This window comes from Desulfolutivibrio sp., assembly GCF_036584575.1.
In the GTDB taxonomy this organism is placed as follows: Bacteria; Desulfobacterota; Desulfovibrionia; order Desulfovibrionales; family Desulfovibrionaceae; genus Desulfolutivibrio.
Map to the genome: position 1 here is coordinate 20,203 of NZ_JAZHDB010000174.1, position 12,639 is coordinate 32,841.

Consider the following 12,639-nt stretch of genomic DNA (forward strand, 5'->3'; position numbering starts at 1 on the left):
CTTACCGGAGGGATGGCGCGTCCGTCCCAGCAGTTCACGATTTCGTGGACGTGGCCTCGCCGCAGACTGCGGCGATGGTTTTTTCCAGGGATTCCAGATCGAAGGGCTTGGGCAAAAAGGCCTTGATCCCGCTGTCTTCAAGTTCCCGGGCCGGGATTTTGTCGGCGTAGGCGGAGAAAAGGACCACGGACAGCCCGGGACGCACGCGCCACAACTCCCTTGCCAACTCCAAGCCGTTCATATGGGGCATGAAATAGTCGATCATGACCAGATCGTATCCGTCCGGACGGCGCAAAAAGGCTCCCAGGGCCTCTGCGGCCGTCACCCTGCACTCCACGGCGTAGCCCAGGCCCTTGAGGGCCGCGCCGAGGCTTCCGACCAGGGCTTCCTCGTCGTCCACGAAAAGGATGCGGGGCGTTTTCCGCAACGGTCGTCTCGTGTGCAAAGGCGCGAGGGCTTCGGCCTCTGGCGTATGCGCCTTGGGGAGCAGGACGTGGAAGGACGCCCCCAGCCCCGGTTCACTCTCCACCGAGATGCTCCCGCGCATCCGGGCCACGATGTTCTGAACCACGCTAAGCCCCAGCCCCATGCCCCTGGATCGTGTTTTCGTGCTGTAAAACGGCTCGAAAATCTTTTTCAGACAGACGGGACTTATGCCGTGTCCGGTGTCGCTGGCGGTGAGACAGATGTACTCCCCGGCCGGAAGCCCGGGATGCCGACTCCAGTCGCTCTCGCCAATGGTCTGGCCGGAGATGGTGAACGTCAAAACGCCGCCGAACTCCTTCATGGCGTCCGCCGCATTGGTCGCCAGGTTCAGGATCACCTGATGCACCTGATCCGGGTCGGCCAGGGTCAGGTCGGACTGGGTCTCAATCTGGAGCCGGATGCGGATGCCCGGGGAAAAGCCGGGGGCCAACAGCTTGGTACACTCCTTGACCAGGGAGCTCAGGCGAAAGGGGATGGGGGTGTCCCTGCCCCGACTTCGGCCCAGATGCAGCAACTGCTCGACCAGGGCCCTGGCCCGCTTGGCGGCGTCGAGGATTTCCGGCAGGGAGGCCCGGTTGGGATCGTCCTCGGAGGTTTTGCTCAGACACAATTCGGTGTGCAGGATGATCGGACCGAGAATGTTGTTGAAGTCATGGGCGATGCCGCTGGCCAGGGCGCCGATGGCCTCCATCTTCTGGGCTTGGCGCAATTGTTTTTCCAACTTGGAAACCTGGGTGGCGTCGCGCCACACAAAGACGTACCCGAGGATGACCCCGTAGCGGGCCCGCACCGGCGAAACGGACTGGTCGCACACGCAGACATCGCCATTTTTGGACACCAAAAGGAAACGGTTGGAGCAGGACTCGCCTTTTGTCAGCAACTCGACGCACATCTTGAAGTTTTCTTCCTGTTTCGGCGTCTTGTAAAATGTCCCCAGGTTGCGTCCGAACGCCTCCCTCCTGGAATAACCGGTCATGGCCTCGAAAGACTGATTGACGTACTCGATGTTGAAATCCATGTCCGCGATGATGACCGCGTCCACCGACTGTTCGATGCCTGCCGTCAGTTTGCGGCGCTCCCGCTTGCCCCGCTCCTCGGCGCTGATGTCGCCTACGAAGATGGCCAGGGCCGAGATGCGATCATCCTTGTCGAACACGGGGAGGATTCGGGTGTCATACACCCGGCCGGGTTTGGATTCATCCCTGTAGCGCAGGGACTCTCCGGTCTTAAGGGCCGCGGCCACGGCCTTTTTGCGCACCACGGCAATACCCGGATCGAAAAACGAATAAATGTCCGCCCCGATAAATTCCTTTAGCCCCACTCCCAGGCGCCTGGGCAGGGCCTTGTCGCAGGACAGGATCCTGCCGTCCGGCCGGATGAGAACCGCATAGTCGTTGTGGTCTTGCGGCAGGGGGGGGGAGAAGATCGGCTGACAGGATTGGGGCATCGACGGGAGGAGGTCGGGGGGGGCGTGTTTTTTTCCTATGACACGGGCCCGGCGACGCAAGATCTTCTCCCGAAGAGACAACCCAAACGGAAATATTCGCCGCAACATACCGGATCGATTCACGCTTGGTCCTCCCGCTGTTCTCTGGTCGCTTCAGGGAGAAGCCGTACTCTAATTTTACGCCATAAGGGTGATGAGTCAATGCATGGGGACGGAAAGTTTGCCTCTTCATGAAAAATCTGTCTTGTTTTGTAAGACAAAAATCGAAATTCCGTCCGCCCTGGAGGGGTCGGCTCTTTTCTTTCGAAAGGACAAGATGATGGCATCCCGGGCAGGCATCCCTCTCCCTCCCGTCTTGTCTTGTAAGATTTTCTCTCCAGGCAAGACAGCAGGCCCCAAAAATACAGGCTCTTTTTCTTTCAAATGAGCCGATTTAATCGTTAACCACATGATTTCACAATAAATACGCATCCGGGTACGTTTCTTGGAGTCTCGCGGATCGAGTCCCCTGGGCGCGCTACGGTCGCCCGGGCATGGAGGGGAGTTCTCCTCCCGGACAGCCCAGAGGAAACAGGTTGTTTTCCCGGAAATCCGGAAACCCGAGACGGAACGGACGGAATCGACCGGCCGGGCGGGGGGATGCCTCCGCCGCCGTTTGAAAGGGGATGCGCGAGATGGCCAACAGAATCGGAGTGTACGTCTGCCATTGCGGAACCAACATTGCCGGCAAAGTGGATGTTGAAACGGTCGCCAAGTATGCCTCGGGACTGAAAAACGTCGCCGTGGCCAGGGACTACAAATTCATGTGCTCGGACCCCGGGCAGGAAACCATCATCCGGGACATCCGCAAACTGGGGCTTACCCGGGTGGTGGTCGCCTCCTGCTCCCCCAGGCTCCATGAAAAAACCTTTCAGAACGCCTGCCTGCGGGCCGGTCTCAATCCGTTCCTGTTCCAGATGACCTGCATACGGGAGCATTGCTCCTGGGTCGTCGAGGATCGGGAGGAGGCCACGAAAAAGGCCGAGCACCTGGTGGCCGCAGCGGTGAACCGGGTCAACCACCACCAGGAACTGTATTCCCGCAAGGAGAAGGTCCATCCGGACGTCATGGTGGTCGGGGCCGGGATCGCGGGCATCCAGGCCGCCCTGGACATCTCCAAGGCCGGATTCAACGTGCACCTCGTGGAGCGGGGGCCGTCCATCGGCGGGCACATGGCCCAGTTCGACAAGACCTTCCCGACCCTGGACTGCGCCGCCTGCATTTCCACCCCGAAGATGGTGGCCGTCTCCCAGGAGCGGCGCATCAACCTTCTGACCTATTCCGAGGTGGAAAAGGTCACCGGCTTTGTGGGCAACTACACGGTGACGGTCAAACGCAAGCCCCGCTACGTGAACGAGAACCTGTGCACCGGCTGCGGACTGTGCATGGAGAAGTGCCCCAAAAAGGTTCCCAGCGAATTCGACGAAGGCATCGGCAAGCGCAAGGCCATCTACCGCAACTCACCGCAAAGCGTCCCCAACAAGCCCGTCATCGACGTGGAAAACTGTACGTTTTTCCGCAAAGGCAAGTGCCGTGTCTGTGAAAAGGTCTGCCCCTCCGGGGCCATCGACTTCACCCAGAAGGAGACGGAGCTGGTGTTGGACGTGGGCTCCATCATCCTGGCCACCGGTTTCGACACCCTCGACCCCACCCCCCTGATCCCCTACGGCTTCGGTCGCTTCCCCGAGGTCTACACCGGGTTGCAATTCGAACGCATCAATAATGCCGTGGGCCCAACAGGCGGCAAGATCGTCATGAAAAACGGCAAGCCCCCCGATTCCGTGGCCATCGTCCACTGTGTGGGCAGCCGCGACGTCAACCACCATCCATACTGTTCCCGGGTGTGCTGCATGTACGCCCTGAAATACGACCATCTCATCAAGGACAAGCTCGGCCATCACGTCAAAGTCTTTAATTTCTACATCGACATGCGTTGCTTCGGCAAAGGCTACGAGGAATTCTACCGCCGGGTCCAGGAGGAAGGCGTGACCTTCGTTCGCGGCCGCCCGGCCGAGATCACGGATCAGGCGAAAACGCCGCAGGAGGAAGGGAAGCTGGTGGTGGTCTGCGAGGACACCCTGCTGGGCAGAACCCTGCGCGTTCCGGTGGACATGGTCGTTTTGTGCACGGCCATGGAGCCGCGAAAGGACACCGCCCAGGTGGCCAGGGTCTTCGGCGTCAGCCAGGGCACGGACAAGTTCTTCCTGGAAGAGCATCCCAAGCTCGGGCCGGTCTCCACGGCCACGGACGGCATTTTCCTGGCCGGGGCCTGCCAGGGGCCCAAGGACATCCCCGACGCCGTGTCCCACGCCGCGGGCGCGGCCTGCCAATCATTGGCCATGGCCGCCAAGGGCGAGGTGACCATCTCGCCCACCACCAGCTGGATCAACCCCGACATCTGCGTCGGGTGCCGGATCTGCGTGGGGCTTTGTCCCTATTCGGCCATCGAATTCGACGACCGGCGGCACATCGCCGTGGTCAACGAGGCCATGTGCAAGGGGTGCGGATCCTGTGCCGGCTACTGCCCGAGCGGCGCGGCCCAGATCAGGCATTTCACCGAAAAGGCCGTCTTCGCCGAAATCGAGGGCCTGCTCGATCCCCTGCACCGCATTGTTCCCGCCGCCGTTGTCGATGACCTCTGGTCGTCCAAGATGAAACAGGAAGCGTAACGCAAGAAATGTGGCATGGAGGAAGGCATGGACCAGACAGAAACCGATTTCGAACCAACAATAGTGGCAATGGTGTGTAATTGGTGTACCTACACAGCCGCAGATCTTGCCGGGACAGCCCGCATGATCCAATCCCCAAATGTGCGGCTCATACGCATGATGTGTACGGGAATGGTTGATCCGAAGTACGTGATCAAGGCCCTCTTGTCCGGGGCCGACGCGGTCTTGATCAGCGGATGTCACCCTGGAGATTGCCACTACATCAATGGCAACTACAAGGCCAGACGCAGGGTGAAACTTCTCCAGGAGATCCTGCCGCGTTTCGGCATCGAGCAGGAGCGTCTGAAACTGACCTGGATCGGGGCCAGCGATGGAAACGAGTTTGCGGCCACCATCAATGAACTGACCAAGCGGATCAGGGAACTGGGGCCGAGTGCGGCCAAATCCACCATGGTCATCTGAACACGAGATTCCCGGAGGACGGCATGGCTACCACGGCGAAAATCCTTGTCAACGACGCCGATCCCGCTTTGGCGGTGCGGGAGGTATTGCGCAAACTCCTGGCCGACCAAGCCATCGCGGCGATCCTGGTCCAACGGCACTCGCCCGGCGGCGGGGCCGTGATGCCCGCGCTGATCGTGGACCCGGAACTTCTCAACGAAGCGGATCCCCTGGCCCCGGCCTTCCCGCTCAACGCCGCACGGCTTCTGGGCCGACTCACCCGCGGCCAATCCCAGGGCATGATCGCGGCCGTCATGCGGCCCTGCGAAATCAGGGCCTTCGTGGAACTGGTCAAGCTGAACCAGGGCAGCATGGACAACGTCCTGCTCGTCGGCGTCGACTGTCCGGGCGCCTTCACCAACAGGGACTACCATGCGTATTCCACCGAACACGGCGCGCAGCAGGTTTCGCGGGAATTTCTGAAAACCTTCCTCCCCGGGGGCCTCCACGTCCCCGAGGTCGGGGGGGCCATGTCCCTGGCCCGGGCCTGCCGGGCCTGCGAGCATCCCATGGCCCAGGCGGCCGACTGCATGATCGGCCTTTTCGGCGCGGACCCGGGAAAGCTCATCACCCTGGTCTCCCAGACCGCCAAGGGACAGGCCGTCATCAGCCGCATGGGCCTGCCCGAGGTCGAAACCGTCACGGCGGACAACCGGACCAGCGCCCTGTCGGCCGCGATCACGGAACGCGTCCGTTATCGCGACGCCATGTTCAAGGAGACCCAGGCCGCCACGGACAGCCTGGAGAAACTCGGCGAATATCTTTCGGGATGCGTCAATTGCTACAACTGCCGGGTGGCCTGCCCGGTCTGCTACTGCCGGGAGTGCGTCTTCGTCACGGATGTTTTTGATCATGATCCCTGGCAGTTCATGAGTTGGGCCAAGAAAAAGGGGGCGCTCAAGCTGCCTTCGGACACCCTGTTCTTCCACCTGACCAGGCTGGCGCACATGAGCACGGCCTGCGTCGGCTGCGGGCAATGCTCCAACGCCTGTCCCAACGACGTGCCGGTCATGGAGCTTTTCCGGATGACGGCGGCCGGGGTCCAGGACGTCTTCAATTACCAGGCCGGACGGAGCCCGGAAGAGCCGCCGCCCCTTTCCGTATTTCAGGAGCATGAGTTTGCCGAGGTCACGGGCCATATGGAGTGAACGCTTTGTTCCCGAGCACGGGGAGTAGACATGATCGCAACGCGCGGTTGGCACACTGGGAAGTCCTGGCCATCCCTTACGGACGGCGGGCGATGGGCTGCACTCCAAGGAGAACCACATGAAAAGCACCTATGACGCCCTGGTGGTGGGAGCGGGCATCGGCGGCATCCGATCCGCCCTGGATTTGGCCGAGGCCGGGCACAAGGTCGCGCTGATCGACATCCGTCCGCACATCGGGGGGCTTTTGACCAGACTGGACCACCAGTTCCCGTCGGACCACTGCGGCATGTGCAAGATGCTCCCCTTGACCGAACGCGACGCATCCAGCCAGTTCTGCATGCGCAAGGGCCTGTTCCATAAAAACATCGACATCATGCTTTCCACGGAACTGGTTTCCCTTGATGGCGAGCCCGGCAAGTTCCAGGCCGTGGTGAACCGCAAGGCCCCCTTTGTGGATGCGACCAAATGCATCGGCTGCGGGAAATGCGCGGAGGTCTGCCCGGTCAAGGTGAAAGACGAATTCAACGCCGGCCTGGGCGAGCGGGGGGCCATCTACCTGCCCGTTCCCCACAACATCCCCAACCATTACGTTGTGGACCTCGACGCCTGCCTGCGCTGCTGGAGGTGCTTCGAGACCTGCCCCACCGGGGCCGTCGATTTCAAGCTCGAAGCACGCGAGCAGTTCAAGATCCTGGTGGCCGACCCGGAGGAAAACACCGCCGCGCAGTATTCCAAATGGTTCGAAGACATCAAGTTTCCCTTCCTCCAGGCCACGACCGGAGACGAGGCGCTGAACCAGATCACCGGGGACGAGTCCATACGGATGCTCCTTCTGGACTTGAGCCTCAAAAACATCGACCCCGAGCGGATCATCACCCGGGCTCTGGAGATCCGGCCGGACCTGGCGATCATCGTCCTGGGCGGGCCCCTAAAGGGTGAACAGGCCCGAGCCCTGGTGGCCCTCGGCGCCAGGGACTATCTGCTTCACCCCCTGAAGCGTTCCAAATTCGTCCCCTGGCTGGACAAACACTACATGCGCATCATGTCCGACGAGCGCATCAAGATGGATGTGGCGGCAGTCATCCTGGCCACCGGCTTCGAGTGTTACGACCCGACGGAAATGGCCGATTCCCTGGGCTACGGCATCCTGCCCGGGGTGGTCACCTCCGTGGAATTCGAGCGACTCATGAGCGGCACGGGCCCCACGGGCGGCCGACTCGTCCGTCCGGGAGACGGCGGACCGGTGCGAAAAATCGCCTGGATACAGTGCATCGGGTCCAGGGATGTCAAGAAAAATGCGGATTTCTGCTCTTCGTTTTGCTGCATGGCGTCCATCAAGGAGGCGGTCCTGGCCAAGCGGGCCCTGGGCAAGGATGTGGAGACAACCATTTTTTACATGGACATGCGCACCTTTGGCCGGGATTTCGACCATTACCGGCGCGAGGCGGAGGAAATCCACGGCGTGCGTTTCATCCGCTTCCGGCCGCACTCTGCCGTTCCGGACCCGGAACGGGAAGGCGGCGGCCTCAAACTCCTGTATATCGACGACGCGGGCGCCACCATCGAAGAGTCCTTCGATATGCTTGTCCTGGGCGTCGGCGCCCGCCCCGCAAAGAGCATGGCCGCCCTGGCCAGGGCTACGGACGTGGAGACCAACGCCTTCGGCTTCTGCAAGAGCCAGGATATGAACCCCGGCCGGACCAGCCGTCTGGGGGTATTCGCCGCCGGTTCCGCCAACGGCCCCAAAGACATTGCCGAATCGGTCCTCCAGTCCGGGGCGGCCGCCCTTGGCGCCTCCCGCCTGATCAAACTCTTTGCCCCCATCCGGGAACGTCTCGACGAACCGGTTCCCCACTATCGTGACGTCTCCCGGCAGATGCCGGAGACCCTGGCGGTCCTGTGCCGCTCCTGCCCGATCATGCCGGAAAGCCTGGACATGGACAGGCTTCGGGCCGGATTGGCCAACCTGCCGTATGTGCGCACGGTGGAGACGGTGGAGCGGGCCTGCACCGCCGAAGGCTGGAACCAGATCAAGGAGCTCGCCGAAAAACACTCCCCGAACCGGATCCTCATCGGCGCCTGCATGCCCTACGCCTACGTGCCGCGACTCAGGGAACTGGGCGGCCTCATCGGCCTGAGCCCATCGCTTATGGACGTGGTGGACATCCATACGCCCCTGTTCTCCCGCGAGGACACCGATCAGGAACAGGTTGAGCGCGACATCCTGGCCGCCGTGGGCATGTCCGCAGCCAAACTGGCGGGGTCTGACCCCGCGCCCCTTCCCAGGCGCAGTCCCGTTTACCCCGGGGCGCTGGTGGTCGGCGGCGGCCTGGCCGGCATGACGGCGGCCCTGGGGCTGGCGGACCATGACCACAAGGTCACGTTGGTGGAGGAAACCGAAGAATTGGGCGGTCTGGCCATGAAGCTGCACTGGACGCTGCGGGGCGAGGATCCTGTCCGGTTCATGGAGGAACTCATCAACCAGGTCCGCAAGCATCCCAACATCCGAATCTTGACCAAGGCCCGGGTGGCCCTGTCCACCGGGAAGGCGGGCCGCTTCATGAGCATCGTCTCCACCAGTGAGGGCGGCGTTCCGGTGGAGCACGGGGTCACCATCCTGGCCACGGGCGGCAAGCGGGCCAAGGTGTACGACTATGGCTTCCTGGACCGGAAAACCGTGATCACCCATCAGGAAATGGAGATGCGGATCGCCACGGGCGCGCTGGATACGGCAGCCCTGTCCTCGGTGGCCATGATCCAGTGCTGGCGCGCCAGGGACGAGTCCCGCGGCTACTGTTCGCGCGTCTGTTGCGCCGGGGCGCTCAAGATCATCCTGCACCTGAAAAACAAGCATCCGGACCTGCCCATCTATGTCCTGTACCGGGACATCATGAGCTACGGCTTCTCGGAAGAATACTACACGAAGGCCAGGAAGGCGGGGGCCATCTTCATCCGCTACGACCTGGCCCACCGGCCCAAGGTCAGTTTTGACGATGCGTGCAACCCCGTGATCAGGGTGCGTGATCCGATCCTGCAACGCGACCTGGAAATCCATGCCGACATCCTGTCCCTGTCCGACGGCATCGAGCCCAACGACGTGGATGAACTCTCGGAAATCTTCGGGGTTCCGGTGGGGCCGGACGGATTTTTCCAGGAGGCCGAGTCCAAGTGGCGGCCGGTGGATTTCCTCAAGCAGGGGGTGTTCGTCTGCGGGGTGGCCAGGGGGCCGGCCAACATGCCCGAGACCATCGTCTCGGCCAAGGCGGCGGCCCAACGCGCCTTGCGGGTGCTGTGCGACAAGAGCATGGCCCAGGCCAATGTCGTGGCCGAGGTCAGGGCCAGCCTGTGCTCATTGTGCGGCAAGTGCCTGACGGTCTGCCCGTATGGCGCCAGAACCCTGGACATGGAAAAGGACCGGATCGTGGTGGACGAACTTCTGTGCCAGGGGTGCGGCTCGTGTGCGGCGGTCTGTCCCAACAGCGCCAGTTTCCTCAGGGGGTTCAACGACCGCCAGGTCATGGCCGTCATCGACGCCTCGCTTACCGCCCCGCCCCGGGCGGCGCAGGTGGAATAACACGGCGAAAGACCACGAAGTGAAGCCTAAGGCCAACGGAGTCACGCATGAAAACGGATCAGACGCAACCCACCCACGACGAGCCCGCACTGGCTATGGACGCCATCCGCAAATCCTTGCAGCCCTGCATGCAATGCGGAACCTGCTCAGCCTCCTGTCCCAACGCCTTCGCCATGGCGACCACGCCACGGGAGCTGTGGCGGCTTCTCCAACTCGGCTTTGTCGACGACGCCCTGGCGGCCGGTTCCTTCTGGATGTGCTCGTCCTGCTACACCTGCACCCTGCGTTGCCCGCGCGGCCTGCCCCTGACGGAGGTCATGGCCGCGCTGCGACGCCTAGCCGCCCGGTGCTACCCCGAAAAGACCGGGGACAACGCCACATTCTACAAAACCTTCCTGGACAACGTCCGCACCTATGGGCGGGTTCAGGAGTCGGCCCTCATGACCAGCTATTTCCTGACCATGAAAAGCCCGACCCTGCCTTTCGCGTTCCTCCCCCTGGGGTTGCGCATGCTCGGCAAGGGCAAACTCCACGGGCCGTCCGGCAATCAGAAGGGCAGGCTTGAGGGCCTGTTCAAAAACGCGGCCACACAAGGAGACCGGCCATGAAATATGCCTACTACCCTGGCTGTTCCCTGCGGGAAAGCGCGCAGGAGTTCGACGTCTCCGTCCGGGCCATCATGGAGCGCCTGGGGGTGGAGATCGAGGAAATCCCGGATTGGACCTGCTGCGGGGCCAGCGCCGCCGAATCGGTCGATCACAATCTGAGCCTGGCCCTGCCCGCCAGAAACCTGGCCCTGGCCGAGAAGGCCATGCCCGGGCTGGACGTGCTGGTCCCGTGCAGCGCCTGCTATCTGAACCTGCTCAAGCTGCAACGCAACGTCCTGGCCGACAAGTCGGTCATGGCCCAAACCAACGCCCTGCTCGAAAACGAGGGACTCGCCTATACCGGCAAGACCGGGCGGGTGCGCCATCTTCTGGACGTCCTCATAAACGACGTCGGCCCGGAGGCCGTGCGCGCAAAGGTGGAAAAGCCTCTACACGGCATGACGGTCGCGCCCTACTACGGCTGCCAGATCCTGCGGCCCTACCGGGTCTTCGACGATCCCGAACGGCCCACTTCCATGGAGCCGATCCTCGAGGCCCTGGGGGCGGCGGTCCATCCCTGGAACATGGGGGGCCGGTGCTGCGGCGCGTCGCTTATGGCCACGCACAAGGAGGCGGCCCTGGTTTCCGTGGGTGAAATCCTCCGGGCGGCCTCCGCAGCCCCCCCCGGCGGTCCGGAGGACGAGGAGGGAGGCGGGGCCGACGTCATCGCCACGGTTTGCCCCATGTGCCAAATGAATCTGGACGCCTATCAGAATCAGGCTCTCCGCGCGGGCGGCGAGGGAAGGCCGATCACGGTCCTGTACCTGTCGCAACTGGTCGGGCTGGCCCTGGGCCTTCCTGCACAGCAGATCCTCCTGGAGAAGAATCTGGCCGTTACCGAGGCCTTTCGCGACAAACTCGTCCATCCCAAGGAGCTTTCCACCGCTGCCGCCACCACGGCGTAGCGTCCCCAACCCGAGAGAAGGAGGGAATAATCATGTTCAAGGACATCGTACTGGCCGTAACGCCATCATCTATTTGTGAAAATGCCGCTGAAAAGGCCTTTAGCTTCGCCAGCCGTTTTGAATCCAAACTGTATCTGCTCCATGTCTGCGGCATGGAACAGGGCTGGGGCGCCATGGAGCATCTCGAGACCTCGGGCGTCGTCGACCGTATCCGTGAGAACATGAAGGAATACTACAAGGAACGTCTGTGCAAGATGCCGAACTGCGAGGTCATCGTGGTGGCTGGCATATCGCACAACGAGATTCTGCGGGTGGCCCGGAAGAAGAATGCGGATTTGATCATCATGGGACCACACACCAAGGAACATGCGGAAAAGCGCTCCAAGATGTGGGGCATGGCCGGAAGCACTCTGGAAAGGGTCAGCCAGCGGGCCCGTTGTCCGGTGATGATCGTGACCAGGGAGACGCCGGGAAATGGGGATTTCAAGACCATTGTGGCCGCCACGGACCTCTCCGAGCAGGCGGGATGCGCAGTGGCCTACGCCGGGCAGCTGGCCCGGCATTACAAGGCCGGGCTCACGGTGCTCAACATTTTGGAATCCAACAAGATTTACCCCTCGGACATCCGGGATCAGATCGAAAAGGCGCGCAACCGGTTGCAAAGCGAATACGGCGGCAGGCTCGAAGGCCTCAAGGACTGCTCGTTTGAATGCGCCGTCGGCGACCCTCCCATGGAAATCCTCGATGTCGCCCAAAAAAAGAATGCCGACCTGGTCATCATGGCTCACCACTCCAAGGAGACGGACCCGGAAAAGGCCTTCCTGGGGTCCACAGTGACCAAGGTGGCCCTGAACTGCGGTTGCCCGACCATGAGCGTCAACAGGCATTTCGATCTGCGGTGCGGGATGATGTACGATCAAACCGGGCAGGTGGTTGAGGTCACGAGCACCGTTTAGATCGAGTGCGGCCATTGCCGGACGCCGTGTCCGGCCGGATCAGGGCAAGACCGTCCAGACGCCGACGGAATTCAAGGGCTTACGGCAAAGTCGCTGTAAGCCCTTTTTCGTTCCCAATGCCCCTCCCGGCGCCCACGGGCGATCCCCACGAAAAAGCCTCCGCCGCGAACCAGGCCGCAGGGCGGCCGGGATTTTTTCCTGAACCGATTGCATCTTGCCGACATGGGGAGTATGGACGTCTGCGTGTTATGTTTTTTATATTCATAT

The 12,639-nt window shown here is 62.1% G+C and carries 9 protein-coding genes; 7 read left to right on the forward strand and 2 right to left on the reverse strand.

Annotation, left to right across the window (positions count from 1 at the left end; genetic code table 11):
• Positions 1 to 34: 34 nt before the first annotated feature.
• Positions 35 to 1,933 (reverse strand): hybrid sensor histidine kinase/response regulator, encoded by a 1,899-nt coding sequence (locus tag V3572_RS12720; RefSeq protein WP_332111382.1) that lies wholly within the window; start codon positions 1,931 to 1,933, stop codon positions 35 to 37.
• Between the two features lie 228 nt (positions 1,934 to 2,161).
• Positions 2,162 to 2,404, reverse strand: coding sequence for a hypothetical protein (locus V3572_RS12725; RefSeq protein ID WP_332111383.1), 243 nt, complete (start codon positions 2,402 to 2,404; stop codon positions 2,162 to 2,164).
• Positions 2,405 to 2,607: 203 nt separating this feature from the next.
• On the opposite strand from V3572_RS12725, the gene V3572_RS12730 reads away from it, so the two are divergent.
• From V3572_RS12730 to V3572_RS12760, 7 genes are all read left to right on the forward strand, one after another.
• Positions 2,608 to 4,641, forward strand: coding sequence for a CoB--CoM heterodisulfide reductase iron-sulfur subunit A family protein (locus tag V3572_RS12730; RefSeq protein WP_332111384.1), 2,034 nt, complete (start codon positions 2,608 to 2,610; stop codon positions 4,639 to 4,641).
• Between the two features lie 27 nt (positions 4,642 to 4,668).
• On the forward strand, positions 4,669 to 5,103 hold the full coding sequence (locus V3572_RS12735) for a hydrogenase iron-sulfur subunit (protein ID WP_442877383.1): 435 nt from the start codon (positions 4,669 to 4,671) through the stop codon (positions 5,101 to 5,103).
• Positions 5,104 to 5,126: 23 nt separating this feature from the next.
• The gene (locus tag V3572_RS12740) at positions 5,127 to 6,290 is read left to right on the forward strand and encodes a Coenzyme F420 hydrogenase/dehydrogenase, beta subunit C-terminal domain (RefSeq protein ID WP_332111386.1); all 1,164 of its coding nucleotides are present in this window, start codon (positions 5,127 to 5,129) and stop codon (positions 6,288 to 6,290) included.
• Positions 6,291 to 6,408: 118 nt separating this feature from the next.
• Positions 6,409 to 9,864, forward strand: a complete 3,456-nt coding sequence (locus tag V3572_RS12745; RefSeq protein ID WP_332111387.1) for an FAD-dependent oxidoreductase — start codon at positions 6,409 to 6,411, stop codon at positions 9,862 to 9,864.
• Positions 9,865 to 9,911: 47 nt separating this feature from the next.
• Complete coding sequence (locus V3572_RS12750; RefSeq protein ID WP_332111388.1) at positions 9,912 to 10,472, forward strand: 4Fe-4S dicluster domain-containing protein; 561 nt, start codon at positions 9,912 to 9,914, stop codon at positions 10,470 to 10,472.
• A complete protein-coding gene (locus tag V3572_RS12755; protein ID WP_332111389.1) occupies positions 10,469 to 11,416 on the forward strand; it encodes a CoB--CoM heterodisulfide reductase iron-sulfur subunit B family protein in 948 nt (315 codons plus the stop codon). Before V3572_RS12750 ends, V3572_RS12755 begins: the two co-directional genes overlap by 4 nt.
• A gap of 32 nt (positions 11,417 to 11,448) precedes the next feature.
• A complete protein-coding gene (locus V3572_RS12760; RefSeq protein WP_332111390.1) occupies positions 11,449 to 12,372 on the forward strand; it encodes a universal stress protein in 924 nt (307 codons plus the stop codon).
• The last annotated feature ends 267 nt before the right edge of the window (positions 12,373 to 12,639 follow it).